The following is a 26,628-nucleotide window of genomic DNA, read 5'->3' as shown; positions in this document are numbered from 1 at the left end:
CCGGCCGGGACGACCGGCCGGTGTGACCGCTCGAAGGTGAGGGCGGGTGGTGGTGGTCCGCGCGGACCGCCACCACCCGCCCGCTGCCTGTCCGCCCCGGACGCGCCCGCGGACGGGGCGCCCGTACGAACAGGCCGGTCAGCCGGTCAGCCAGCCAGTCGGTCAGCCGGCCACGGCGGCCCGCACCTGTGCGTCCACCTTCTTCACCTGCGCCGCGAGCAGCGCGTGGAGCGCGTCGGCCTTGGCCGCCTCCGGTGCGTCGGCCCTGGTCAGGATCGACAGGTGCGCGCCGCTGCGCACCACCGTGGTGACCGTCTCCAGGCTCTTGCCGTCCAGACCGCGCCCCGTGCTGCGATAGGCCACCGCCTCGTCGCCGAGCGACGGCGCCTTGGCGGCGGCCACGGACTCGACGGGCTGCGGCGTGCCGTCCTCGGGCAGTCCCCGGTAACCCTTCGCGCACCGGCGGACCGCCGTGCGCACCTCGCCGATCGCCTTGGCGGCACCCCGGCCCTCGTACGCGGAGAGGCGGAGGACGCCGCCGGAGCGGTCCCGCCCCTTGTCCGGCACGTAGGTGAGGAAGTGCGTGGCCGCGGGCTGCGGGTCCTTGCCGGCGCCGGACAGCCGCACCAGCGCCAGGCAGCCGGACGGCTTCGCCCGCGCGACGCCCGGCAGTTCGTACTCCGCCGCACTGCCCGCCGAGATCTCGAACCCCTCGACGTCCTCCCCGCTGACGGCCGCCTTCTTCAACTCCCGCTCGGACAGCGGGTACCAGGGGGTCGACGCCTGCGCGGAGGCGTCGCCGGAATCGCCGCCGCCGCCGTCGTCCTCGCAGCTCGCGAGAGCACCGGTGACGGCGAGGACGACGCCCACGGTCGTCAGCCTCCGGCGGAGGCGTCCCGTCCCCGCACCGCCTGGTCTTCGGTCTTCCGTACGCATGCCGTCCCGCCCACCATGTGCTCTTGTCATATGTAATAGGCAAGTATTCCAGACCCCGTCCGCGCCGTGATCAACTCACCCCGGCTCCGCCGCCCCGGCCGCAGCGGCGGGCGGCGGCGGGGCGGGCGGGACCGCGGGGACCGGGAGGAGGACGGGCGGCCGGAGCGCGGCGAAGGCGTCCGCCGGGACGGCCGGGCGGTGCGGGGCCACGGCGGGCAGCCGTACGTAGGGCTCGCCCTGCGGCGGACGGGCGTCCTCCTCGCCCTTGTTGGGCCACAGCGCGACCGCCCGCTCCGCCTGGGCCGTGATGGTCAGCGAGGGGTTCACGCCCAGGTTCGCGGAGACGGCCGCGCCGTCGACGACGGAGATGCCCGGGTGGCCGTACAGCCGGTGGTACGGGTCGATGACCCCGCTCTCCGCGTCCGCGCCGATCGCGCAGCCGCCCAGGAAGTGCGCGGTGAGCGGGGTGCCCATGACCTCGCCGATGTTGCTTCCGGCGAAGCCGTTGATCTCCTCGGCCAGCCGGCGCGCGGCCTCCGCGCCCGCCGGGAGGTGCAGCGGGTTGGGCGCGCCGTGCCCCTGACGGGCCGTCAGCAGACCTTTGCCGAGCCCCTTCTCCCTGCGGAAGGTGGTCAGGGAGTTGTCGAGGCTCTGCATCACCAGCCCGATGATGACCCGTTCGGACCACCTGCGCTGGGAGAGCGAACGGGCGAAGAGGCCGGGGTGTCGCAGGCAGTTGAGCACATGGGCCAGGACGCGCGGCAACCGGGAGCCGTGCGGCACCTGGAGCGTGGTGAGCGCGCCCATCGCGTTGGAGCCCCGGCCGTAGCGGACCGGCTCGATATGGGTGTCCGCGTCCGGGTGCACGGACGAGGTGATCGCCACACCGCGGGTGAAGTCGAGCGCGGCGCCGCCGCCGTGCTTGCGCCGGTACCGGCGCGGGGTGGTCTGCGCGCCCACCAGCGCCTCGGAGTTGGTACGGGTCAGCTCGCCGAGCCGGGTGGAGAGGTGCGGGAGGGCGCCGGTGTCGCGCATCCGGTGCAGGAGCGTCTGGGTGCCGTAGGTGCCGGCCGCGAGGACGACCCGGCGGGCCCGCAGGAGCGTCGGCTTCCGGCGGCGCGGCGCGTCGGTGGGGGTGACGGCGACGGCGAACCCGCCCCGCCCGTCCTCCCGGATACCGAGCACCGTGGTCAGCGGGCGGATGACGGCGCCCGCCCGCTCCGCCAGGTGCAGGTAGTTCTCGGTGAGGGTGTTCTTGGCGCCGTGGCGGCAGCCGGTCATGCACTCGCCGCACTCGGTGCAGGCGCGCCGGGCCGGTCCGGCGCCGCCGAAGTAGGGGTCGGGCACCTCTCCCCCGGCGGCGGGCGGGGCCACGGGCGCTTCGGCGCGCGGCTCGGCGCCCGCGTCGGCGCCCGGTTCGGCGACCGCGTCGGCGACCGCGTCCCGGCCGTCGCCGAAGAAGACGCCCACCGGCGCCGGATGGAACGTGTCGCCCACGCCCATCCGCTCGGCAGCCGCCTTCAGGTGGACGTCGGAGGGCGTCATCGTCGGGTTCAGCCGGACGCCCAGCATCCGCCGCGCCTGGTCGTAGTACGGCCTCAACTCGTCCTGCCAGTCGGTGATGTGGCCCCACTGGCGGTCCTCGAAGAAGGGCGCGGGCGGCACGTACAGCGTGTTGGCGTAGTTGAGGGAGCCGCCGCCCACTCCGGCTCCGGCCAGGATCATCACGTTGCCGAGCAGGTGGATGCGCTGGATTCCGTAGAGGCCCAGGGGCGGAGCCCAGAGGTAGTTGCGCAGGTCCCAGGAGTTCCGGGGCAGCGTCGCGCGGGTGAACCGGCGCCCGGCCTCCAGGACGCCGACCGCGTAGCCCTTCTCCGTCAGCCGCAGCGCGGAGACCGAGCCACCGAAGCCGGAACCCACGACGATCACGTCGTAGTCGTAGTCGTACGCGCGCACGGTTCTCTCCCTCACGAGGCAGCGGACACAGCGGACACAGCGGATGCGGGCAGGAGGCGGCCGGGGCGGCGGCCGGGCGCCCCGCTCAGCGGAAGCGGAGCGCCTTGAGCACCCGGAGCGAGCGGGTCATCATCGCGGCATGCTTCTCGTCGTCCATCCCGAAGGCCGGGCCCATCGGCAGCACCCGCTGCTGCGCGATCGTCTGCGCCTCGGTGTACTTCAGAATCCCCTCCGCGCCGTGCCGCCGCCCCAGCCCGGAGTCGCCCATGCCGCCCATCGGCGCCTGGACGCTGCCGTAGGCGGAGGCGTAGCCCTCGTTGACGTTGACGGTGCCGGTGTTGAGCCGGGCGGCGACGCGGTGTGCGTGCCGTCCGTTCCGGCTCCACACGCTGGAGTTGAGCCCGTACGGGGTGGCGTTGGCCTTGGCGACGGCCTCGTCCTCGGAGGCGCAGCGGTAGACGGAGACGACCGGGCCGAAGGTCTCCTCGGTGCACACCGCCATCGGCGGCTCGACGCCGTCGAGGATGGTCGGCTCGTAGAACAGCGGCCCCGCGTCCGGGCGGGCCCGGCCGCCGGTCAGCACGGTGGCGCCCTTGGACACCGCCTCGTCCACGTGGCGGCGCACGGTCTCCAGCTGCTGCGGGGAGACGAGCGAGCCCATGTCGGCGCCGTACTGGAGGGAGTTGCCGAGCCGCATCGCTCTGGTGCGGGCGGTGAAGCGCGCCAGGAACTCGTCGGCGACCGAGTCGTGCACGTAGAGCCGCTCGATGGAGATGCACAGCTGCCCGGCCGAGGAGAACGACCCGCGCACCGCGCCCGCCGCCGCCTGCTCCAGGTCGGCGTCCGGCAGCACGAGCATGGCGTTCTTGCCGCCCAGCTCCAGCGAGCAGCCCACCAGCCGGGCCGCCGCCTTCTGGGCGACCTCGCGGCCGGTGCGGGTGGAGCCGGTGAAGGAGACGTAGTCGGCGAGTTCGACGACGGCGGGGCCGATGACGGGGCCGTCCCCGACCACGATCTGCCACACGTCCTCGGGCAGGCCCGCCTCGATCAGCAGTTCGCGTGCCCACAGCCCGGTGAGGGCGGTCTGGGTGTCCGGCTTCATGACGACCGCGTTGCCCGCGGCGAAGGCGGGGAGGGCGTCTCCGATGGAGAGTTCGAGGGGGTAGTTCCACGGCGCGATCTGGCCGACGACCCCGCGCGGCCTGCGCAGCTCGGTGACCTTGGTGAAGGCCGGGATGGCGCCGGTGTGCCCGCGCGGCCTGAGGTAGGCCGGGGCCCCGCGGCCGTAGTGGCGGGCGGCGACGGCGACGGACAGCACCTCCTCGAAGGCGTGCAGCCGCGCCTTGCCGGTCTCCAGCTGGATGAGGTCGAGGACCTCGGCCTGCCGCCGCAGCACCAGGTCGTGGAAGCGGAGCAGCACGGCGGCCCGCTGCCGTACCGGCTGCTCGGCCCAGCGCTGCTGGGCGGCCCGCGCCCGGCCGAAGGCGGTGACGACGTCCTCCGGGCTGGAGGCGGGCAGCTCGGTCAGCCGCTCGCCGGTGAACGGGGCGTGGCTGACCGTGCTGCCGGAGCCGACGACTCCGGCGCCGAGGCGGGCGACCAGGGCGGGGGTGATCACGTCGGCGGCCGTACGGGCACCCGCGGCGACGGGGGCGAGCTGGTTGCCGGCGGCGGGGTCGTGCGTGTCCGTGTCCGTCATGAGGCGAGCGTACGGCCGCCCGCGCGCACTCGCATACCCGTCGGTAACCAGTCTTTGCCGAGCACGCACAATTCCGCCAGCACTCACTGGCGCAATTGTGCCCAGCGTCAGGACGCGGAGGTCTTCAGCTCGAAGTTCGCCACCAGGTCGTCGAACATCCGCGCCGCCTTCTTCTTCGACTCCTCGTCGCCGTCCGGCGCCCGCAGGATGACGTGCCACTCGACGGCGTTGCCGTTGACGTGCACCAGCTCGCGCACCCGCCGCTTCTTGCTGGCGTAGTCCTCCGGGGTGTAGGCCGCGCTCAGCTCAGCGGCGTCCTTGCCCTGGTACTTCACGCTCTCGACCGTGCCCTCGACGTTCTCGAAGCCGCTGTAGTAGGTGTCCTCGTACCAGTCCAGCCTCTTGTTCGCCTCGCCCACCGAGGTGGCCTTGGCGCCCTTGGCCCGGGTCATCTCGATGACCCAGTCCTTGTCCTTGGACGTGAAGGTCACCTTGCCCTCGTCCTCGGAGCGCACGTAGTCCGCCGGGACCGCGACCGACGCGCTCAGCTGCTTCGCCTCCTCGCGCGTCTTCCAGCCGTCCGGGGGGCCCGACGCGGCGAACGGATCGACCAGCAGCAGCACCAGCGCCGCCGCGAGCACGAGCACCCCGCCGCCCGTACCGAACTGCGTCCGGCGGCTGGTGCGCAGGCTGGAGCGGAAGGAGCGCAGGGCGCGGGCGAACCGCCCCGCGGAGCCCGGCTCGGGCCTCGGCAGCACCCCCGCCCGGGGCGGCACGGCCGCGTCCGCCAGCGTCTGCCGCAGCTCGGCGGCGGACGGCCGCATCGCGGGGTCCTTGCGCAGCAGCTGCATGACCGACATGCCCAGCGCGCCGGTCGCCCGCGCGGGCAGCTGCGGCTCGGCCGACAGCACCGCCTGGAGGGTGGCCGGGGTGTTGCTTCGGCGGAACGGGGAGACGCCCTCCGTCGCCGCGTACAGCACCACACCCAGGGACCACAGGTCCGAGGCCGGGCCCGGGCGCTGGCCGAGCACCCGCTCCGGGGAGATGTACTCGGGCGAGCCGACGAACGCGCCGGTCTCGGTCAGCCCGCTCTCGCCCTCGACCTGAGCGATGCCGAAGTCCGTGAGCACCACCCGCTCGTGCCGCCCGAGCAGCACGTTGGCCGGTTTCACGTCCCGGTGCAGCACGCCCGCCTCGTGCGCGGCGTTCAGCGCGCCGAGCACGGCCAGCCCGATCCGGGCCGCTTCGCGCCCATCGAGCGTGCCCTCCTCCAGCTCGTCGGCGAGCGAACGGCCGCGCACCAGCTCCATCACGATCCACGGGCGGCCGTCCTCGACCACCACGTCGTGGACGGTCACCACCGAAGGGTGGTCGATCCGCGCCGCCGCGCGCGCCTCCCGCCGCATGCGGTGGTACATCGTCTGCCGCTCGTGCTCCGAGAGGTGATCGGGCACCCGCGGCTCCTTGACCGCCACGTCCCGGTCCACCACGAGGTCGTGCGCGCGCCAGACCGTACCCATGCCGCCGTGCCCCAGGCGCGAACCGAGCCGGTAGCGCTCACCCAGCAGCTTGCCGGTCCCCTCGCCCCGCTCGCCCTGCTCGGGCTGCTGCACGGCCGTGGGGCTGTAGGCGGCCGGGGCCGCCGCGGGCGCGGAGCGGCCGTCGCCGCCGGGCGGCGCCGTCCAGGCGTTCTGCGGCGGTACCGTCGGCGGCTGAAGCCCGTAGCTCGTGGGCTCGTCGGACGGCCCCCCGTGGTTCATCATGCTCCCATCACTATCGTGTGACGTGCGGCGTACGCCAGTTGGGGCACCCAGCTGTGACACGCCTGCCGCAGAGAAGGCCACGCCACCTGTCGGCCGTCCGCCCGGCCGGCCGTCGCGGGCAGGCCCTCAGCGCTTCAGCACACGGTAGGTGTCGGCCGCGCCGTCGAAGTACCCGTCCACCGCGGCCTCCTCGCCCTCCGGGCCGATCACCAGGACCAGGTGGTAGCGCCCGTCCAGGATCATCGCGCGGTTGCGCACGTAGACCTTGCGCCCGCTCTCGTCCTCCCAGGTGTACGTGCCCTCCGCCATCGCGGTCTCGCCGACGTCGATGCGCCGCAGGCTCGCCGCCGAGGACCAGCCCGAGGAGCGGAACGGCGCCAGCTCGCTCTCGCTGTCCGCCTGGTAGTCCAGCGGGTCCTTGCCGAACTCCGCCGTCGAGTCCCGGCCCTTGACCACGACCATCTCGAACTCGCCCGCGTCGAACCGGACCTGGCCGCGGGCGTTGGGCCCGGAGCGGTTCCAGCCCTCGGGCACCGCGATCTGGAAACCGCTCGGGTCCTGGTGCAGCGTGAAGCCCTCGGCGGCCGACGGTGCCCGCTGGTCCCGCTCCGGGGTCCCGGCGCCGTCCTTCTCCGCGTCCTGCCCCGCTGTGTCCTTCTCCTCGGCGCCCTTCTCCTCCGCCGCCCGGTCGCCGGCTTCGCCCTGCGGCGCCGTGGACGGCTCGGGCTGCCCGCCCACCGAACTGCGCTGGTTCTGCTTGCCGTCCGTACTCGCGTCGTCCTTGCCGGGCAGGAGCAGGACGGCGATCAGCACCACCAGGGTCAGCAGCAGCAACACCAGGCCCACCAGCATTGCGCCCAGCCTGCGCGGGTTGCCCGACCCCGCGCGCGGCTCCCGGCGCGGACGCGGCTCCCGGCGCCGGGGCTCACGCGGCGGACGCGGCTCGCGGCGACGCGGCTCGCGCCCTTCCGCGCCCAGCAGGCTCTCGAGCGACTCGTGCTCCTGCTCCTGCCGCCGCCCCCGCCCGCCCGCACCGCGCCGCTCGCGCACCCGCTCGGCACGCGGCTGCTCCTTGCGGCGCCCGGTGGGCACCGCCTGCTTCCCGCCCCGCCGCCGGCGCACCAGCTCACCCCGGCGCCGCTTGATCGGCAGCCGCCGGGGATCGGCGGGACCGCCCGGCTCCAGCAACGGCGGCGCCGCCAGCGGACGGCGGCCCACCTCCGGCTCCGGCGCGGAGCGCGTCAGCGAACGCAGCCAGCCCCGCAGTTCCTCGAAGTCCGGCCGCTCCGTCGGGTCCTGCCGCATCAGCGACTCGACCACCGGCCGCAGCGCTCCGCACTCCTCGGCGAACGCGGGCGGCTCGGCGCACACCATCTGCACCAGCTCGGCCGTGCTGTCCTCCGGGTACGGCGAGTGCCCCTGCACCGCGCGGAAGAGCAGCACGCCCAGGGCCCACAGGTCGGCCGCCGGGCCGACGGGCGGCGCCAGCCGCCAGTTCTCGTACACCGGCCCGGCCTGCTCCGGCGCCCAGCGCTCGGTGACCGGGCCGACCACCGTCATGCGCGCCTGCCGGGCCCGCTCCGCGTCGAGCGCCGTCACCGGACCGCGGTAGCGGCCGCCGGGGTCCTCCGGCGGGGCGTCCCAGCCGGTGACGTCCGGGACGTGGGCGGCGCCGGGGGCGTCCGGCAGGCCCGGCGCGTCCGGCAGGTCCGGCACGGCGGGGGCCTCCGCGGCCGCGGGGGCGCGGGAGCCGGGCGGCGGGGGGTCCAGGTCGTCCAGGGCCCAGATGTCGAGCACCCGCTCGCCGTCCGCGCCGCCGGGCTCCTCCTCGGGGAAGTCCTGGTCCGGCGCGTACGGCGCGGCGCCGTACGGCTCGGGGGTGTACGGCTCGGGGGTGTACGGCTCGGGGGTGTACGGCTCCGGCTCGGGCCGCTCAGCGGTGTGCCGGTCGGGCGCGGGCTCCGGGCCGCGCGCGCTCCAGGGCGCCGGGACGCTCACGCTGCCGCCCTGCCGCGGACCGGGCAGTGCCGTCGGCCCCTCGCCCGTCCAGCGCTGCGGCCGGGCGCCGGACTCCGCCGCCTCGCCGCCCGCGCCGTCCCCGCCCGGCCCGGCGTACGGGCCGCCGTCCGCCGATCCGTACGGCTGGCCCTGCGGGCCGTACTCCCCGGCACCGGAGCCCAGTTGCTCCGGCTCGTGCTGATCCCTCTCCTGCTGATCCCGCTGCCCGGGGCCGTCCGCGCCGGAGGCGTCACGCTGGTCGAGGCTCCACCAGTCCGTCACCTCCGGGGACCGCTCCGGCTCCGCGCGGCTCTGGTGCTCGGCCTCCACACGGGCGGAGGCCGCCCGCGCGCCGGCCCGGTAGGCGGCTATCGCACCCCGGCGGGCGGCCCGCGCCGCGGCTCCGCCGCCGGAGTCCTCGCCCTCGAAGCCGAAGATGCCCGCGCGCTGCGCGTCGTCAGCCGGGCCGCCGGGGTGGCCGCCCGGCGGGACATGCCTGCCGTAGCCGGCGTCGGAGATGCCGTCGTCCGGGTAGTCCGGGTGGTATCCGCCCTCGCCGAACTCCGGTGCACCGCCCGGGCCGTGCGCACCGCCGGAGGTGTCACGGGCGTAGCCCGGGGGCAGCGCGGGCGTCGCGCCACGCGGCGGACCGGACGGGATGCCCGCGGCGGGCCCGCGCGGCCCGGCGACCCCGGGTGCGGGCGGAGCAGGCCGGGCGGCCGGGCCGTCCGGTACGGCGGGCGCCCCGGTGGCGTCCGGCTCCACGAAGTCCGGCTCCACGAAGGTCTCGCCGATCTCCCGCGGCGGCGGTGCCGCGGAGCCCGGCAGCGGGTCGTAACCGCACAGCGCCTCCTCCGCGGCGCCGACCGCCAGGCCGGTGAGCAGCGCCCGCCCGTCCTCGCAGATCAGCACCGAGCGCGCGGTGATGTTGCGGTGGACCCAGCCGTGCGCGTGCACGGTGTGCAGCGCCGCCAGCAGGTCGGCCGCGATCTCCGCCGCCCGGTGCGGGCTCAGCGGCCGCTCGGCCGTCAGCGCGGCGAGCGGGCGCGCGGGCACCAGCTCGCTGACGATCCACAGGCCGTCACCCTCGACGAAGACGTCGAAGACCTGATCCAGCCGGGGGTGGTCCGGCACCTGGGACGCGGCCACCGCCGCCTCCAGCGCACGCCGCACGCCGGGATCGGCGGGCCGCCGCGTCGCGCGCCCGTACGAGCCGCCCGCCGCCGTCCGGCCACCGCGCACGGGGCCGTCGTCCATGAACTCCGCGTCCACGACCTCCGGCAACGGCACCTGCCGCACCAGCACTTCCTGCCCGCTCGCGGTGTCGTACGCGCGGGCCTCCGCCAGCTCGTACTCCTCGGCGGGCGGACGGGGCAGGCGGTAGCGGTCGGCGAGCAGCCGTCCCGAGTACTCGGCCGAATCCTCGTATGCGTCGTATCCCTCGCCCACGACACACCTCCCCACAGCGCGCGGGCAGACCGTCAGAACTGGTCCTGATCCGCCTCGTTACGGATGCGTACGGTCTGCGGTCTTTCACGATACGTGCCGAACCGGCCCAGCGCCGCAAGACGGCACAAGCCCGTACGACAGCGCGTGCTCTCCTCTTCCGGTCGGTCCTGCCGGGCGGTCAACTTCCCTACCCATTGAGCTTTCCCGCCCCCTCGGCCCTCCCACACCACCGGGGCCGGGTCACAGGACCTGGCGCCGGGTCACTTCGGTTCGAAGGTCTTGAAGGCCGTCTCGCGCAGCGTCCGGCACTCCTGGTCGTCCCAGGTACCCGCCTTGCACGTCACCATGATCGCGTATCCCCGCTTGTCGTCCACCTTGAAACCGCGGTTGAGCACGCGCACCTGCCGGTTGTCCTCGTTCCGCTCGAAGGTCCAGTCGGCGACGGTCGGGTACCCGCGCCATTCCACCTTCTTCAGGGAGATCAGGCGGTATCCGGGGCTGCTCTTGCTCACGGCGGGCTCCAGGCTCTTCCAGGCGAGGACCGCGTTCGCGAGCGGGCTTTTGTTGAAGTCCACCTGTATCCGGGGGTAGCCGTCGCCCGCGGGGCGGTACTTGCGGCCGGAGCCGACGCCCGCGATCCCGGCGGGCCGGAAGTCCTTCGGCATGGCCATGGCGAAGTGGAAGCGGTCGTCGGTGACCTCCTCGTAGCCCTCCGGCAGCGCGTCGCCCGCGGGCTCGTCCGACTCGCCCTTGCCGTCCTCGCCTTCGCCCTTGCCGTCGTCGCCCTTGCCGTCCTGCGCGTCGTCGCCGGGCTTGTCGCCGCCCTTGCCCTCGTCCCCGTCGCCGCCCTTGCCCTGGTCGCCGGTGCCGCCCTGCTCCTGCTTGCCGCCGGTCTGCCCCTGTGACTCGGCCGCCTTGTCGTCGCCGCCCCCGCTGAACGCCGAGGCGACCATCACGCCCAGCACCACCAGCGCCGCCACGATGGCGACGACGATGACCAGCGTGCGCCGCGTCACCAAGTCGCCGAAGCTGGGCTTCGCGCCGCGCCCGTCGCCCGTGAGCGGGCCCTGCCCCGGGGCGGCGGAGGCGCTCGCGCCCGCGGACGGCGCCGCGGCACGCCCGGCTGAGGCGTTCCGCGCGGACTGGAGGGCGGCGCGCATCCGTTCGCCCGAGCGCGGACCGCTGCCGCCCCCGGCCGACGCACCGTCACGGCCGCCCGACGCTCCCGCGCCCGCCGCACCCGCCCGCGCGCTGCCGGGCGCCCCGGCGGGCGGCGGGGGCACGGCCGACGGGGGCAGCAGCGGCACCGCGCGCGTCGCGTCCATGCCCCCGGGCTGGTCCGCCGCGTCCTCGCCGGCGAGCGCCCGCTCCAACAGCACCCGGGCGCCCGCGACATCGAGCCGCTTGTCCGGGTCCTTCTCCAGCAGCCCGAAGATGACCTCGCTCAGCCCGCCGGCCCGCTCCAGCGGCGGCAGCGGCTCGGTCATCACGGCCGTAAGCGTCGAGATCGCCGAACCCTTGTCGTACGGCGGCCTGCCCTCCACCGCCGCGTACAACAGGCCGCCCAGGGACCACAGATCGGCGGGCGGGCCGGGCGGATTGCCGCGTGCCCGCTCGGGGGAGATGTAGGACGGGGCGCCGACGAGCATGCCGGTCGAGGTGATCGACGGGTCGCCCTCGACCTTGGCGATGCCGAAGTCGGTGAGGATGACCCGGCCGGTGCCCTCCTCCAGCAGCACGTTGGACGGCTTGACGTCGCGGTGCAGGATGCCCTCACGGTGCGCGGCGCGCAGCACGTCGAGGATGGCGAGCCCGACCTCGGCGACCCGGTGCGGCTCCAACGGGCCGTCCTGCCGGATCTGATCGGCCAGCGAGCGGCCCTCGATCAGCTCCATCACGATCCACGGCCGGTCGTCCTCGTCCACCACGTCGAAGACGGTGATGGCGCTGCCGCTGCGAATGCGCGCGATGGCCTTCGCCTCCCGCAGGGTGCGGGTGACCAGGCGCTGCTTCTCCTCCTCGTCGACGCTCGACGGGAAGCGCAGTTCCTTCACCGCCACCGTACGGCCCAGGGTTTCGTCCCGCCCGCGCCACACGGTGCCCATGCCCCCGCGACCCAGCACTCCCTCGAGCCGATAGCGACCGCCTACCAGCCGCCCGTCCTCAACGTCCTGGCCCATGAATCCCCTTGCATCCCCTCAAGCAGCCGAGCCTTCGGCAGAGCCTTCATTGTGACGCACGATGCCGACAACCCGCGTACGGGGTGAGCCGCCGCCTCCCGTACGCCCGGCCGGTCCGCCCCGCGGGCACACCGCACCCGGGAGGCGAGAGCCTGCTGAGGGCCGCTCAGCACAGCGGGCCGGGTCCTGGGCTGGGGGGTGTCTTCGAAGTAGCGCCGTCCCTCCCCCTGGGCCTTGGCGGCCCGGGAGGTGCCCCCTGGGAGGGCGGGTGCTCGTGGTGTCTGGTGCGTGCGGCTGCAAGGCGGAGGGGCGTCCTCGTAGTGGGCTACGTGGACGTTCCGACAACGCAGGGGGTACCTCCCGGCGAAGCCAGGGGGAAGACGTGCGTGCCAGGCACCACGAGCAAGGCGGGACTTCGAAGACACCCCCTAGAGCGGCACGATGTCCGGGGCCCCCAGCCGTGCCGCGTCCGCCGTCAGGTCGTCGGGCTGCCGCTGCGACTCGCGCTCCGCCTCGACCCGCTTCTCGTAGTGCTGGACCTCCCGGTCGACCTGTCCCTCATCCCAGCCCAGCACCGGTGCCATCAGCTCCGCGCACTCGCGCGCGGAGCGGGTGCCCCGGTCGAACGTCTCGATGGAGATGCGCGTGCGGCGGGTGAGCACGTCGTCCAGATGACGGGCTCCCTCGTGCGTGCAGGCGTAGACGATCTCAGCCTTGAGGTAGTCGTCGGCGGCGGGCAGCGGCTCGGCCAGCTTCGGATCGGCGGCGACCAGCTCCAGCAGCTCCTCGGTCAGCGACCCGTAGCGGTTCAACAGGTGCTCCACGCGCGCCACATGCAGCCCCGTGCGGGCGGCGATCCGGGCCCGCGCGTTCCACAGCGCGTGGTAGCCCTCGGCCCCGGCCAGCGGCACCTGCTCGGTGCAGCACTCGGCGACCCGGTGGTCCAGCCCGTGCACGGCCTCGTCCACGGCGTCCTTGGCCATCACCCGGTACGTCGTGTACTTGCCGCCCGCGATGACGACCATCCCCGGCACCGGATGGGCCACCGTGTGCTCGCGCGAGAGCTTGCTGGTGGCCTCCGACTCCCCCGCCAGCAGCGGACGCAGACCGGCGTAGACGCCCTCCACGTCGTCCCGGCTGAGCGGCACCGAGAGCACCGAGTTGACGTGTTCGAGGAGGTAGTCGATGTCCGCGCTGGAGGCGGCGGGGTGCGCCTTGTCCAGGTCCCAGTCGGTGTCCGTGGTGCCCACGATCCAGTGCCGGCCCCACGGGATGACGAAGAGCACGCTCTTCTCCGTACGCAGGATCAGCCCCGTCGAGGAGTGGATGCGGTCCTTGGGCACGACCAGGTGGATGCCCTTGGAGGCCCGTACGTGGAACTGGCCGCGCTCGGCGATCAGGCCCTGGGTGTCGTCCGTCCACACACCTGTCGCGTTGACCACCTGGCGGGCGCGCACCTCGAACTCGCCGCCCTGCTCCAGGTCGCGCACCCGCGCGCCGACCACCCGCTCGCCCTCGCGCAGGAAGCCGGTCACCCGCGCCCGGTTGGCCGCGTGCGTGCCGTAGGCGGCGGCCGTACGGACCAGGGTGGCGACGTAGCGGGCGTCGTCCATCTGCGCGTCGTAGTACTGGAGCGCGCCGACCAGCGCGTCCCGGCGCAGGCATGGGGCGACCCGCAGGGCGCGGGAGCGGCTCAGGTGGCGGTGCGTGGGCAGCCCGCGCCCGTGGCCGGAGGAGAGGGACATCGCGTCGTAGAGGGCCACGCCGGAGCCCGCGTAGAGCCGCTCCCACCCCTTGTGCTGCAACGGGTACAGGAACGGCACCGGCTTCACCAGATGCGGGGCGAGCCGCTCCAGCAGCAGCCCGCGCTCCTTGAGGGCCTCCCGTACGAGGGTGAAGTCGAGCATCTCCAGGTAGCGCAGCCCGCCGTGGATGAGCTTGCTGGAGCGGCTGGAGGTGCCCGAGGCCCAGTCGCGCGCCTCGACGAGGCCGGTGGACAGGCCGCGGGTGGCGGCGTCCAGCGCGGTACCCGCGCCGACCACGCCCGCGCCGACGACCAGTACGTCGAGTTCCCGCTCGGCCATCTTCGCCAGCGCGCCGGCGCGCTGCTCGGGTCCCAGTGTCGCTGTCCTCACCGCTGCCTCCTGTGATCGTCCTGCTGGTCCTGCTGTGCCGCCGTGCCGCCGTGCCGCTTCGCTGCCGAGGGGAGGGCGCCCCTGTCGATGGTCCCCCATCCCGCTGAATCCGGCGGGGCACCGGCACGCCTGCGCGACCAATGCCGCATATCTGTCATATAGGCGCTTAACCTGACAGTGCGTATCCCGCCACGCGTCCGCCGGGGGAGCCGGGGGGAAGGGAAGTCAGCCATCATGCCCGCAGATCTCGCCGTCATCGGCCTGGGCCATTCGGGTCTCCCGCTCGCCCAGGCGGCCACCGCCGCGGGCATCGGGACGATCGGCTACGACCCCGACCCGCGCACCGTCGCCGATCTGAATCTGGGCCGCCCGCCCGCCGACGGCTCGCTCCCCGCCGCCGCCCTGCGCCGCATGCTGGCCCGGGGCTTCCGGACGACCGCCGACCCGGCGTTCCTGGGGCGGGCCCGTACGGCGGTCATCTGCGTCGACACCCCGCTGGGGTCCGACCGGGCGCTCGATCTGGGTCCGGTGCGCACCGCCGCCCACACGCTCGCCTCCCGTCTGCGTCCCCGTACCACGGTCATCCTCGAATCGACCGTCTACCCGGGGAGCACCGAGGAATTCCTGCGCACCGTGCTGGAAGAGGGCTCCGGGCTGCGCGCGGGCCGCGACTTCCACCTCGCGTACGCGCCCAGCCGCCTCGACCCGGGCAGCCGCGCGTACGGCTACGCCAACATCCCCAAGGTCATCGGCGGCCTCACCCCCGCCTGCACGGAGGCCGCCGCGGCGTTCTACGGGCGGCTCACCGAGAAGGTCGTACGGGCGCGGGGGCCGCGCGAGGCGGAGACGGCGAAGCTCCTGGAGACCAACTACCGGCAGATCAACCTCGCGCTCATCAACGAGATGGCCGTCTTCTGCCACGACATCGGCGTCGACATCTGGGACGTCATCCGCTGCGCCGAGACCAAGCCCTTCGGCTTCCAGTCCTTCCGCCCCGGGCCGGGCGTCGGCGGCCCCAGCGTGCCCATCGACCCCAACCACCTCTCGTACCCCAGCCGGGCGCTGGGCTATCCGCTGCGGATGGTCGAGCTGGCGCAGGAGGTCAACGCCCGGATGCCGCGCTACGTCTCGCAGCGCGCGGCGGCCCTGCTCAACGAGCACGGCAAGTCGGCGCGCGGCGCCCACGTCCTGCTGCTCGGGGTCACCTACAAGGCCGACCTCGCCGACCAGGCGGGCGCGCCCGCCGCCGAGATCGCCACCCGGCTGCGCGACCTGGGCGCGCAGCTGAGCTACCACGACCCGTACGTGCCGCGCTGGAGCGCGGGGGGCCGCCCCGTACCGCGTGCCGAGTCGCTCTACGACGCCGCCGCGGCGGCCGACCTGACCCTGCTCCTCCAGCACCACCGCACCTACGACCTCCAGGGTCTGGCCGCCAAGGCGCAGCTCCTGCTCGACACCCGGGGCGCCAGCCCGACCGGCGCGGCGTACCGGCTGTGAGGGCCTGCCGGGCGGCGCGGTGTGCCCCTGGCGGGCGGTACGCGTGCACGGAGTGGGCGACATCCGTTCGACGGGCGCGCACGGGCCGTACACCTCCGAGTGGTTCCACGGCGCGCACCCGTGCCACCGGCGCGTATGTCCGCTGGACTGACCAGCGGTACCGAACATCCGTCGGCGCGGCACCGGCCGTCCGGTCCGCCGCGCCGCCCACCATGGAGGGACCTGATGACGCAACGCGTGGCGACCGAGAACGAGGGCACCACCCGTACCGCCCCGCCTCCCGGAGGCGAGCGGTCCGCACCGCACGAGGACCACCACGTCCGCATGCTCAACCTGATCACCGGCTACTGGCGCACCCAGATCGTGGGCGCCCTGGCCCGGCACTCCGTCGCCGAGCATCTGGGGCGCGGCGCCGAGACGGCCGCGGAGATCGCCGCGCTGGAGTCGACCGACCCGGGCGCCACCCTGCGGCTCCTGCGGGCCGCCGCCTCGCTCGGGCTGGTGGGCAGCACCGACGGCGTCCGCTTCCGCCCCACAGCGCTGCTGGACACGCTGCGCGCGGACGTACCTGGTTCGCTGCGGGACATCGCGCTGGTGGAGGCCGCACCCGGGCACTGGCTGCCCTGGGGCCGCTTCCCCGACGCGCTGCGGACGGGACAGCAGCAGGCCACCGCCGCGCTCGGCGCCGAGATGCCCGCCTACTACGCCCAGAACCCCGCCGAGGCGGCGCAGTTCACCCGGGCGATGGACGGCCTCTCGACGCTGGTGGCCCAGGAGGCGGCCCGCCTGCTCGACACCACCGGGGTGTCGTTCGCGGTGGACGTCGGCGGCGCGGGCGGCAGCCTCGTACGGGGCCTGATGGCCCGGAACCCGAAGCTCTCGGGCGCGGTCCTGGACCTGCCGCACATCGTGCCGCAGGCCGCCGAGGCGGCGCGGGCGGACGGTCTCTCGGACCGCTTCTCCACCCTCTCCGGCGACTTCTTCACCTCGGTTGCCCCGGCCGACCTCTACCTGCTCAAGTCCGTCCTGCACGGCTGGGACGACGACGACTGCGTCCGCATCCTGCGCAACTGCCGCGACTCGCTCCGCCCCGGCGGGCGGATCGTGGTCGTGGAGATGCTCCTGGGCGGTCCCGGCGAGCCCGGCATCGTCCCGCTGATGGACCTGAACATGCTCACCGTCGCCACCGGCCGGGAACGCCCCCTCGCCGACTTCGAGGCGCTCTTCGCGGCGGCCGGGCTGCGGTGCACGGCCCGGCACCGGACCCGGTCGCCGTTCACCCTGCTCGAAGCCGTGTCCGTGCCGGACGCCCAGGCCGTGCCGGACTCCGGGACCGCGCCCGCGTAGCCCGCCCGCCTGCCCGCGTAGCCCGCCCGCCGACCCGCCTGCCGACAGAACCGCCCGCTGCCGCGACCGCGCCCGCCGGGGTCAGCGGGAGCGGGCGACCATCACCTCGACGCGCTGGAACTCCTTGAGGTCGGAGTAGCCCGTCGTGGCCATCGCGCGGCGCAGCGCACCGAAGAAGTTCATCGAACCGTCCGGCGTGTGCGACGGGCCGAGCAGCACCTCCTCGGTCGTACCGACCGCGCCCAGGTCCATCCGCTTGCCGCGCGGCACGTCCTCGTGCACCGCCTCCATGCCCCAGTGGTGACCGCGCCCCGGCGCGTCCGTGGCCCGGGCCAGCGGCGAGCCGATCATCACGGCGTCCGAGCCGCAGGCGATCGCCTTGGGCAGGTCGCCGGACCAGCCGACGCCGCCGTCCGCGATGACGTGCACGTAGCGCCCGCCGGACTCGTCCAGGTAGTCCCGGCGGGCGGCGGCGACGTCCGCGACGGCCGTCGCCATCGGCACCTGGATACCCAGCACGTTGCGCGTGGTGTGCGCGGCGCCGCCGCCGAAGCCGACCAGCACGCCCGCCGCACCCGTACGCATCAGGTGCAGCGCCGCCGTGTAGGTGGCGCAGCCGCCGACGATCACCGGCACGTCCAGCTCGTAGATGAACTGCTTGAGGTTCAGCGGCTCGGCGGCAGAGGAGACGTGCTCGGCGGAGACGGTGGTGCCCCGGATCACGAACAGGTCCACGCCCGCGTCCACCACGGCCTTGGAGAACTGCGCGGTGCGCTGCGGCGAGAGCGCGGCGGCCGTCACCACCCCCGAGTCGCGGACCTCCTTGATCCGGCGGCCGATCAGCTCCTCCTTGATCGGCTCGGCGTAGATCTCCTGCATCCGGCGGTTGGCCGATTCCTCGCTCAGCTCCGCGATCTCCGCGAGCAGCGGCTCCGGGTCCTCGTACCTCGTCCACAGGCCCTCGAGGTTGAGCACGCCCAGGCCGCCGAACTGGCCGATGCGGATGGCCGTCTCCGGGGAGACGACCGAGTCCATCGGCGCGGCCAGGAACGGCAGCTCGAAGCGGTAGGCGTCGATCTGCCAGGCGATCGAGACCTCCTTCGGGTCCCGGGTGCGCCGGCTCGGCACGACGGCGATGTCGTCGAAGGCGTACGCCTTACGGCCGCGCTTGCCGCGCCCGATCTCGATCTCAGTCACGAATGTGGCCCTTCCTCATAGGTGCGCCACCAGTATCACCGACGGTGACACTGGTGGCGGTGCTGCCTGCTACCCGAGACCTCAGCGGCGCGAGTAGTTCGGCGCCTCGGTGGTCATCTGGATGTCGTGCGGGTGGCTCTCCTTCAGCCCCGCCGCGGTGATCCGGACGAAGCGGCCGTGCTCCTTCATCTCGGGGACGGTGCGCCCGCCGACGTAGAACATCGACTGCTTCAGCCCCCCGACCAGCTGGTGCACGACCGCCGAGAGCGGACCGCGGTACGGCACCTGGCCCTCGACGCCCTCCGGGATCAGCTTGTCGTCGGAGCCGACCTCCTCCTGGAAGTAGCGGTCTTTGGAGAAGGAACGGGACTCCCCGCGCGACTGCATGGCGGCCAGCGAGCCCATCCCGCGGTACGACTTGAACTGCTTGCCGTTGATGAACTGCAGCTCCCCCGGCGACTCCTCGCAGCCCGCGAGCAGGCTGCCGAGCATCACCGTGTCCGCCCCGGCCACCAGTGCCTTGGCGATGTCCCCGCTGTACTGGAGGCCGCCGTCCCCGATGACCGGGATACCGGCCTCCTTGGCGGCGAGCGAGGCCTCGTAGATCGCGGTGACCTGCGGCACGCCGATGCCCGCGACGACGCGGGTCGTGCAGATGGAGCCCGGGCCGACGCCGACCTTCACGGCGTCCGCGCCCGCGTCGATCAGCGCCTTGGCGCCGTCCCGGGTCGCGATGTTGCCGCCGATGACGTCGACCGAGGAGTTCGACTTGATCTTGGCCACCATGTCGCCGACGAGCCGCGAGTGCCCGTGCGCCGTGTCCACCACCAGGAAGTCGACGCCCGCCTCGATCAGCGCCTGCGCCCTGTCGTACGCGTCCCCGGCCACGCCGACGGCCGCGCCGACCACGAGGCGGCCCTCCGCGTCCTTGGCGGCGTTCGGGTACTGCTCGGCCTTCACGAAGTCCTTGACCGTGATCAGGCCCTTGAGCACGCCGTCGCCGTCGACCAGCGGCAGCTTCTCGATCTTGTGGCGGCGCAGCAGCTCCATCGCGTCGTCCCGCGAGATCCCGACCTTGCCGGTGACCAGCGGCATCGGCGTCATGACCTCGCGGACCTGACGGCCGCGGTCCAGCTCGAAGGCCATGTCACGGTTGGTGACGATGCCCAGCAGCCGACCGGCCGGGTCCGTCACCGGCACCCCGCTGATCCGGAAGCGCCCGCACAGGGCGTCCGCCTCGCTCAGCACGGCGTCCGGGCCGATGGTGATCGGGTCGGTCACCATGCCGGACTCGGAGCGCTTGACCCGGTCGGCCTGGAGGGCCTGCTCCTCTATGGAGAGGTTCCGGTGCAGCACACCCACACCGCCCTGCCGGGCCATGGCGATGGCCATCCGGGCCTCGGTCACCTTGTCCATCGCGGCGGACAGCAGCGGTACGTTCACCCGGACGTTGCGGGAGACCTGCGAGCCGGTGTCGATGTCCTGCGGGGCCATGTTCGACTCACCTGGCAGGAGCAGCACGTCGTCGTAGGTAAGCCCGAGCATGGCGAACTTGGCGGGCACTCCGTCGACGTTGTCTGTCATGACACCTTCCCCATGGTTGCGCGGCGCGAATGTCCATGCTAACGGTCTCCGGGCACTGCCGGAGCACGCACCTGGGACGGCCGGGATCACTGCTCTTCTTGCGTACCGGCACCAGCGCCGGCACCAGGACGGGCACCGGCGCCGCAGCGCCGCTACTGCTCGGCCAGCGCCCGCAGCCTGCTCAGCGCGCGGTGCTGCGCCACCCGTACGGCGCCCGGCGACATGCCGAGCATCCGGCCGGTCTCCTCGGCGGACAGCCCGATGGCCACCCGCAGCAGCACCAGCTCCCGCTGGTGGGCGGGCAGATTGGCGAGCAGCTGCTTGGCCCACTCCGCGTCGCTGCTCAGCAGCGCCCGCTCCTCCGGCCCCAGCGAGCTGTCCGGCTGCTCGGGCATCTCGTCGGAGGGGACGGCGGTGCTGCCGGGCCCGCGCATGGCGGCCCGCTGCAAGTCGGCGATCTTGTGCTGGGCGATGGCCACCACGAACGCCTCGAAGGGCTTGCCGGTGTCGCGGTAGCGCGGCAGGGCGTACAGGACGGCGAGGCAGACCTCTTGCGCGAGGTCGTCCACGAAGTGCCGGGCGTCGCCGGGCAGCCGGGTCAGCCTGGTGCGGCAGTAGCGCCGGGCCAGCGGGTGGACACGGGCGAGAAGGTCGTGCGTGGCCCGTTCGTCCCCCTCGACAGCACGCTGTACGAGGGCGCCGACCGGCGAGTGCTCGTCTTCGCGCATCAGTCCATGGTGCACCGAGGCCGCGCGATCCGCCGCATCGCGTCCCTCTTTGTGCGCCGAAGCGTTATCACGGAGTGCGCCCGTAGCCATGCCGCTAGCCCGCCCCCTTCAGGGTCGATCCGCACCGCGCCGGGCGGGGCTCTTCCGTCATGAGGCCCTTCGCGGCTGGGTGAGAGGCCCCGGCAGCAGCCGGGGAGGAGTCACACCCTCAAGCATGCGGCATCGCGCGGCATTACGACGAAGACGCGGGCGTGACAGTGGCAGCGGCCCCGCCGGAGCGGGAGCCGCCGCCACTGTCACTGCCGCTTTCACCTGGAGAAGCCCGGAGGTGCCCTGCGGGCACTTCTAACGCACGAGCCCCCAGCGGAAGCCGAGCGCCACCGCGTGCGCGCGGTCCGAGGCGCCGAGCTTCTTGAAGAGCCGCCTGGCGTGCGTCTTCACCGTGTCCTCGGACAGGAACAGCTCCCGGCCGATCTCGGCGTTCGACCTGCCGTGGCTCATCCCCTCCAGCACCTGGATCTCGCGCGCGGTGAGGGTGGGGGCCGCTCCCATCTCGGCGGACCGCAGCCGGCGCGGCGCGAGCCGCCACGTCGGGTCGGCCAGGGCCTGGGTGACCGTGGCCCGCAGCTCGGCGCGCGAGGCGTCCTTGTGCAGATACCCGCGGGCTCCGGCGGCGACGGCGAGCGCCACGCCGTCCAGGTCCTCGGCCACGGTCAGCATGATGATGCGCGCCCCGGGATCGGCGGAGAGCAACCGCCGTACGGTCTCCACCCCTCCCAGTCCGGGCATCCGGACATCCATGAGAATCAGATCGGAGCGATCAGCACCCCAGCGGCGGAGCACTTCCTCGCCGTTGGCCGCCGTCGTCACACGCTCGACACCGGGCACGGTCGCGACCGCGCGGCGGAGCGCCTCTCGGGCAAGCGGGGAGTCGTCGCATACGAGGACGGACGTCATGACCGCCCCCCGCAGCTGATGCGCATCACCTTGAGCCTCCAGGCTGTTACGAATCGTCACCTGTGCGATTGATGGCTGCGGGCCTGGGCACTCGCTGCCCGAACCCTGTCCGCCAATCGCCTCCGCACTCTCAACGACGGTCACCCAAAAGAGTTACGGGCTTCAGTGGCCACTTTGCACACTCTACGTGAGTGTACGGACAGAGAACTCCGATATCGCACAGCCGCGCACATTGCCCCTAAATGACCTGTTTGCTCATGATTTCTTTTGCTTGGTTCGGGTAATAGCTAGATTCGACAAAGAGTCATATTTACAGATGAGCGACTCCACCTCCACGGTGCGCTCCGAGCACACCACCGAGAGGACACGCAATGGCAGACTTCTCCCGCCTCCCGGGCCCCAACGCCGACCTGTGGGACTGGCAGCTCCTCGCCGCCTGCCGGGGCGTCGACAGCTCGCTGTTCTTCCATCCCGAAGGAGAGCGCGGAGCCGCCCGCAGCGCCCGTGAGACCTCCGCCAAGGAGGTGTGCATGCGCTGCCCGGTGCGCTCCGAGTGCGCCGCGCACGCGCTGACGGTGCGCGAGCCGTACGGCGTGTGGGGCGGGCTCACCGAGGACGAACGGGAAGAGCTGATGGGCCGGGCGCGCAGCCGGCTGGTCGCCACGGCCTCGGCGAGCGGGGCAAGCCGGTGAAGAATCGTTTCTGCTGACCTCCCCGCCCGCGCCTCGGCCCCGTCCGCCCCGGCGCCGTCCGCCTCAGCGCCGTCCGGCCGCCGCCGACGCGGCCAGCACCAGCCGGTCCAGCATCGCCGCGACGTTCGGCACCCGGGCCAGGTCCGGCAGCGCCAGCGCCACCACCTCGCGCGGCACCAGCGGGGTGACCCGCACCGTCGCGATCCCCTCCGTACGCACCAAGCCCACCGCCAGCTCCGGCAGCACCGCCACGCCCAGCCCGGCGGCGACCAGACCCACGACCGCCGGATAGTCGTCGGTCGCGAAGTCGATCCTCGGCGTGAAGCCCGCCTCCTCGCACACCTCGACCAGATGCCGCCGGCAGCGCGGACAGCCCGCGATCCACGGCTCCTGCGCGAGCCGCGCGATGCCGACCTCGCGCTCCCCCGCGAAGCGGTGGTCCCTGGGCACCAGGCCCACCAGCCGGTCGCGCAGCAGCGGCCGTACGGCCAGGTCGTCCCACTCGGGCGAGGGGTCGTAGCGGAAGGCGAGGGCGATCTCCACGTCCCCCGCCCGCAGCATCTCCACCGATCCGGGCGGCTCCGCCTCCACCAGTGAGACCCGGGTGCCGGGATGGTCCGCGCGCATCGCGGCGACCGCCGAGGGCACAAGGGTGGAACTGCCGCTGGGGAAGGACACCAGCCGCACCCGCCCCGCGCGCAGCCCGGCCAGCGCCGCGACCTCCTCCTCCGCCGCGGTGAGCCCGGCCAGGATGCCCGAGGCGTGCCTCAGCAGCGCCTCGCCCGCCTCGGTGAGCCGCGTCGCGCGGCCCGTACGGAAGAGCAGCGGGGTGCCCGCGGACTGCTCCAGCGCCTTCATCTGCTGGCTGACCGCGGGCTGGGAGCAGCCCAGCTCCCGCGCGGCGGCGGAGAACGACCCCGTCCCCGCCACGGCCCGCAGCACCCGGAGATGACGCGCTTCGATCATCCTCCGAGCATAAGCGCGCCTTGGGGAACAGCACATATATCCCCTGGCGGCCTTGGCCAAAGCATCGTTAGCGTGCGGACATGCATCTCCTGTCAGTGAATCTCGGCACCGCTCGCGTCTCGGAGCACACGGACTCCGCGGGCAACATCACCGGAATCGACAAGCGTCCCGTCGAGGGCCCGGTCTCCGTACGGGCGCCCGGCCCCAAGGGCGTCGGCGGCAGCGGCCTGGCCGGGGACACCATCGGTGACTGGCGCCACCACGGCGGCGACGACCAGGCGGTCTACGCGTTCGCGCGCGAGGACCTGGACGGCTGGGCCCGGGAACTGGGCCGGGAGCTGCCGAACGGCGTCTTCGGGGAGAACCTGACCACGAGCGGCGTGGCGGTCAACGACGCCCGCATCGGCGAGCGCTGGCGCGTCGGCCCGGATCTGGTGTTGGAGGTCAGCTGCGGGCGCATCCCCTGCCAGACCTTCGCGGGCTGGCTCGGCGAGCGCGGCTGGGTCAGGCGGTTCACGCGGGAGGCCGCGCCGGGCGCGTACCTGCGGGTGATCGAGCCGGGCGAGATCCGGGCGGGCGACCCGGTCGAGGTGGTGCACCGGCCGGACCACGAGGTGTCGGTGTCCTTCTGGTTCCGCGCGCTGACCATGCAGGCGGAGCTGCTGCCCCGGCTGCTGCCCGCGTGGGACGCGCTGGAGCTGGATGTACAGGAGCGGCTGCGCCGCCGGCTCGGGTCCGCGCTACCGCAGTCCGCACGGTGAACTCGGGGGAAGCGCTTGGGCGGAGGCGGTGAAGGGGCACGTGGCGGGGGTGCGCGGCGGATAGCGTGCCCGGTATGACGACTGCATTGATCACGGGAGCGACGGCGGGGCTCGGCGCCGCGTTCGCACGGCAGCTCGCCCGGGACGGACACCACGTGGTGCTCGTCGCGCGGGACGCCGAGCGGCTGCGTACCCAGGCGGCCGAGCTGCACGACCGGCACGGCGTCGAGGCGTCCGTGCTCGTCGCCGACCTCGGGACGGAGTCGGGCATCGCGGCGCTCGAGGAGCGGGCCGGGGACCGCCGCCACCCGGTCGACCTGCTGGTGAACAACGCGGGGTTCGGCAACAAGGGCGGCTATCTGGAGGTCCCGATCGCGGACGAGCTGACCATGCTGCGGGTGCACTGCGAGGCCGTGCTGCGCTCGACCTCGGCCGCGGCGGCGGCCATGCGGGAGCGGGGGCGCGGCGGCATCATCAACGTGGCGTCGGTCGCCGCGTTCGTGCCGCGCGGGACGTACGGCGCCTCGAAGGCGTGGACGGTGCAGTTCACCCAGGGCGCGGCGCGTGACCTGGGAAAGAGCGGAGTGCGGCTGATGGCGCTGTGCCCGGGGTTCGTACGGACGGAGTTCCACGAGCGCGCGGGCATGGACGCCACCCGGGTGCCGGGCTGGATGTGGCTGGACGCGGGGCGGGTGGTGGACGTGGCGCTGGCCGACCTCGCGCGGGGCAAGACCCTGTCCATCCCCGACCCGCGCTACAAGACGCTGCTCGGCCTGGCGAAGCTGGCCCCGCGCGGCGTGCTCAGCCGGGCCTCGTCGACGACGGGCCGCAAGTACGGGCCGCGCTGACGCGCGGCTGCGCGCGTCCGCCGGGGCCGGCCGGGCGGCGCGCCTGGGGCGCGCGCTCGCCGCCCGCACGCCCACCGCCGCGTCGTACCCGCGCGCCGCAGGCCGGACGCGCCGCAGGCCGGACGCACGGAAGCGCCGGGCGGGCCGGCTCTGCCGGCCCGCCCGGCGCTTCGTGGCGTACCGGCCGCGGGCCGGTACGCGTGCGCGTCAGCGGGTCAGTGCGAGTGGCCGTGACCGCCCGCAGCCGCTTCCTCCTCCTCGGCCGGCTTCTCGACGACCAGGGTCTCGGTCGTGAGCAGCAGGGAGGCGATGGAGGCGGCGTTCTCCAGGGCGGAACGGGTGACCTTGACCGGGTCGATGACGCCGGCCTTGACCATGTCGCCGTACTCGCCGGTGGCCGCGTTGAAGCCCTGGCCCTTGTCGAGGTCGGCGACCTTCGAGGTGATGACGTAGCCCTCGAGGCCCGCGTTCTCCGCGATCCAGCGCAGCGGCTCGACGACGGCACGGCGCACGACGGCGACACCGGTCGCCTCGTCGTCCGTCTTGCCGAGCGAGCCTTCCAGCACCTTCGCGGCGTGGACGAGAGCGGAGCCACCGCCGGAGACGATGCCCTCCTCGACCGCCGCGCGGGTCGCCGAGATGGCGTCCTCGAGACGGTGCTTCTTCTCCTTCAGCTCGACCTCGGTCGCGGCACCGACGCGGATCACGCAGACACCGCCGGCCAGCTTGGCCAGGCGCTCCTGGAGCTTCTCGCGGTCCCAGTCCGAGTCCGTGGCGTCGATCTCAGCCTTGATCTGGCCGACGCGGCCCTCGACGTCCGCCTTGTTGCCCGCACCGTCGACGATGGTGGTGTCGTCCTTGGTGACGGTGACGCGGCGGGCGCTGCCCAGCACGTCCAGACCGGCCTGGTCGAGCTTGAGGCCGACCTCCTCGGCGATGACGGTCGCGCCGGTGAGCGTGGCCATGTCGCCCAGCATCGCCTTGCGGCGGTCGCCGAAGCCCGGCGCCTTGACGGCGACCGCGTTGAACGTGCCGCGGATCTTGTTGACGACCAGGGTGGAGAGCGCCTCGCCCTCGACGTCCTCGGCCACGATCAGCAGCGGCTTCGAGCCACCCGACTGCATGATCTTCTCCAGCAGCGGCAGCAGGTCCTGGATCGAGGCGATCTTGCCCTGGTGGATCAGGATGTACGGGTCGTCGAGGACGGCCTCCATACGCTCCTGGTCGGACACCATGTACGGGGACAGGTAACCCTTGTCGAAGGCCATGCCCTCGGTGAAGTCGAGTTCCAGGCCGAAGGTCTGGGACTCCTCGACGGTGATGACACCGTCCTTGCCCACCTTGTCCATGGCCTCGCCGATCAGCTCGCCGACCTGGCTGTCCTGGGCGGACAGGCCGGCCACGGCCGCGATGTCCTCCTTGGAGTCGATCGGGCTGGCGGAGGCGAGCAGGTCATCGGAGATGGCCTTGACGGCGGCGTCGATGCCCTTCTTCAGCGCGGCCGGGGAGGCGCCGGCGGCGACGTTGCGCAGACCCTCGCGGACGAGCGCCTGGGCCAGCACGGTGGCGGTGGTGGTGCCGTCACCCGCGATGTCGTTGGTCTTGGTCGCCACCTCCTTCACGAGCTGGGCGCCGAGGTTCTCGTACGGGTCGTCGATCTCGACCTCACGGGCGATGGTGACGCCGTCGTTGGTGATGGTCGGGGCGCCGAACTTCTTGTCGATGACGACGTTGCGGCCCTTGGGGCCGATGGTCACCTTCACGGTGTCGGCGAGCTGGTTGACGCCGCGCTCGAGGGCGCGACGCGCGTCCTCGTCAAACTTCAGGATCTTCGCCATGGGAGCTTTCGGGTCCTCTCGAACGAACTGCGCCCCGGCCCCGGCTTGCGGGTACCAGGGCGCAGATCAAAGCAGTCTTCGGCTTCAGGGACGGCTT

Annotated in this window: 18 protein-coding genes; 5 read left to right on the top strand and 13 right to left on the bottom strand. The window is 73.5% G+C overall.

Annotated elements, in window-relative coordinates; translation table 11 throughout:
- Nucleotides 1–162 precede the first annotated feature (162 nt).
- The 7 genes from H299_RS0116705 to H299_RS0116675 all read right to left on the bottom strand — a co-directional run bounded on the left by H299_RS0116705 (nucleotide 163) and on the right by H299_RS0116675 (nucleotide 14,116).
- On the bottom strand, nucleotides 163–870 hold the full coding sequence (locus H299_RS0116705; RefSeq protein ID WP_027749328.1) for a hypothetical protein: 708 nt from the start codon (nucleotides 868–870) through the stop codon (nucleotides 163–165).
- Between the two features lie 141 nt (nucleotides 871–1,011).
- The gene (locus H299_RS34590; RefSeq protein ID WP_051262546.1) at nucleotides 1,012–2,937 is read right to left on the bottom strand and encodes a GMC family oxidoreductase; all 1,926 of its coding nucleotides are present in this window, start codon (nucleotides 2,935–2,937) and stop codon (nucleotides 1,012–1,014) included.
- Nucleotides 2,938–2,977: 40 nt separating this feature from the next.
- A complete protein-coding gene (locus H299_RS0116695; RefSeq protein ID WP_027749327.1) occupies nucleotides 2,978–4,591 on the bottom strand; it encodes a succinic semialdehyde dehydrogenase in 1,614 nt (537 codons plus the stop codon).
- 107 nt (nucleotides 4,592–4,698) lie between these two features.
- Nucleotides 4,699–6,354 carry a serine/threonine-protein kinase gene (locus H299_RS0116690; RefSeq protein WP_027749326.1) on the bottom strand — a complete coding sequence of 552 codons (1,656 nt, stop codon included), beginning with the start codon at nucleotides 6,352–6,354 and terminating at the stop codon, nucleotides 4,699–4,701.
- A 126-nt stretch (nucleotides 6,355–6,480) separates the two neighbouring features.
- Nucleotides 6,481–9,801: a protein kinase gene (locus tag H299_RS0116685; RefSeq protein WP_051262545.1), complete on the bottom strand. Its 3,321-nt coding sequence runs from the start codon at nucleotides 9,799–9,801 to the stop codon at nucleotides 6,481–6,483.
- Nucleotides 9,802–10,061: 260 nt separating this feature from the next.
- Nucleotides 10,062–11,981 (bottom strand): serine/threonine-protein kinase, encoded by a 1,920-nt coding sequence (locus tag H299_RS0116680; RefSeq protein WP_027749324.1) that lies wholly within the window; start codon nucleotides 11,979–11,981, stop codon nucleotides 10,062–10,064.
- 428 nt (nucleotides 11,982–12,409) lie between these two features.
- Entirely contained in the window at nucleotides 12,410–14,116 is a 1,707-nt protein-coding gene (locus H299_RS0116675) for a glycerol-3-phosphate dehydrogenase/oxidase (protein WP_027749323.1), read from the bottom strand.
- A 234-nt stretch (nucleotides 14,117–14,350) separates the two neighbouring features.
- Between H299_RS0116675 and H299_RS0116670 the strand changes: the two genes are divergently transcribed.
- Nucleotides 14,351–15,613 carry a nucleotide sugar dehydrogenase gene (locus H299_RS0116670; protein ID WP_027749322.1) on the top strand — a complete coding sequence of 421 codons (1,263 nt, stop codon included), beginning with the start codon at nucleotides 14,351–14,353 and terminating at the stop codon, nucleotides 15,611–15,613.
- A 225-nt stretch (nucleotides 15,614–15,838) separates the two neighbouring features.
- Nucleotides 15,839–16,960, top strand: a complete 1,122-nt coding sequence (locus H299_RS34585; protein WP_486587302.1) for a methyltransferase — start codon at nucleotides 15,839–15,841, stop codon at nucleotides 16,958–16,960.
- Between the two features lie 81 nt (nucleotides 16,961–17,041).
- On the opposite strand, the gene H299_RS0116660 is transcribed toward H299_RS34585, so the two are convergent.
- The 4 genes from H299_RS0116660 to H299_RS0116645 all read right to left on the bottom strand — a co-directional run bounded on the left by H299_RS0116660 (nucleotide 17,042) and on the right by H299_RS0116645 (nucleotide 21,426).
- Nucleotides 17,042–18,157, bottom strand: coding sequence for a GuaB3 family IMP dehydrogenase-related protein (locus H299_RS0116660; RefSeq protein WP_027749321.1), 1,116 nt, complete (start codon nucleotides 18,155–18,157; stop codon nucleotides 17,042–17,044).
- 81 nt (nucleotides 18,158–18,238) lie between these two features.
- Nucleotides 18,239–19,741: an IMP dehydrogenase gene (gene guaB, locus H299_RS0116655; protein ID WP_027749320.1), complete on the bottom strand. Its 1,503-nt coding sequence runs from the start codon at nucleotides 19,739–19,741 to the stop codon at nucleotides 18,239–18,241.
- A gap of 152 nt (nucleotides 19,742–19,893) precedes the next feature.
- On the bottom strand, nucleotides 19,894–20,469 hold the full coding sequence (shbA, locus tag H299_RS0116650) for an RNA polymerase sigma factor ShbA (RefSeq protein ID WP_027749319.1): 576 nt from the start codon (nucleotides 20,467–20,469) through the stop codon (nucleotides 19,894–19,896).
- Between the two features lie 345 nt (nucleotides 20,470–20,814).
- Complete coding sequence (locus tag H299_RS0116645; RefSeq protein WP_003948568.1) at nucleotides 20,815–21,426, bottom strand: response regulator transcription factor; 612 nt, start codon at nucleotides 21,424–21,426, stop codon at nucleotides 20,815–20,817.
- Between the two features lie 371 nt (nucleotides 21,427–21,797).
- Between H299_RS0116645 and H299_RS0116640 the strand changes: the two genes are divergently transcribed.
- Entirely contained in the window at nucleotides 21,798–22,118 is a 321-nt protein-coding gene (locus tag H299_RS0116640) for a WhiB family transcriptional regulator (RefSeq protein WP_027749318.1), read from the top strand.
- Nucleotides 22,119–22,181: 63 nt separating this feature from the next.
- Here the strand turns inward: H299_RS0116640 and H299_RS0116635 are convergent, their stop codons facing one another.
- Nucleotides 22,182–23,084, bottom strand: a complete 903-nt coding sequence (locus H299_RS0116635; RefSeq protein WP_027749317.1) for a LysR family transcriptional regulator — start codon at nucleotides 23,082–23,084, stop codon at nucleotides 22,182–22,184.
- 80 nt (nucleotides 23,085–23,164) lie between these two features.
- Between H299_RS0116635 and H299_RS0116630 the strand changes: the two genes are divergently transcribed.
- Both H299_RS0116630 and H299_RS0116625 read left to right on the top strand, forming a co-directional pair.
- A complete protein-coding gene (locus H299_RS0116630) occupies nucleotides 23,165–23,845 on the top strand; it encodes an MOSC domain-containing protein (RefSeq protein ID WP_027749316.1) in 681 nt (226 codons plus the stop codon).
- A gap of 74 nt (nucleotides 23,846–23,919) precedes the next feature.
- Nucleotides 23,920–24,693 carry an SDR family NAD(P)-dependent oxidoreductase gene (locus H299_RS0116625; protein ID WP_027749315.1) on the top strand — a complete coding sequence of 258 codons (774 nt, stop codon included), beginning with the start codon at nucleotides 23,920–23,922 and terminating at the stop codon, nucleotides 24,691–24,693.
- A 215-nt stretch (nucleotides 24,694–24,908) separates the two neighbouring features.
- Here the strand turns inward: H299_RS0116625 and groL are convergent, their stop codons facing one another.
- Nucleotides 24,909–26,531: a chaperonin GroEL gene (gene groL, locus H299_RS0116620; protein ID WP_027749314.1), complete on the bottom strand. Its 1,623-nt coding sequence runs from the start codon at nucleotides 26,529–26,531 to the stop codon at nucleotides 24,909–24,911.
- Nucleotides 26,532–26,628: the final 97 nt, after the last annotated feature.

The organism is Streptomyces sp. CNH287 (assembly GCF_000424825.1).
Note: the sequence above shows the minus strand (reverse complement) of the source record. Positions and strands in the feature narration are given on the sequence as shown.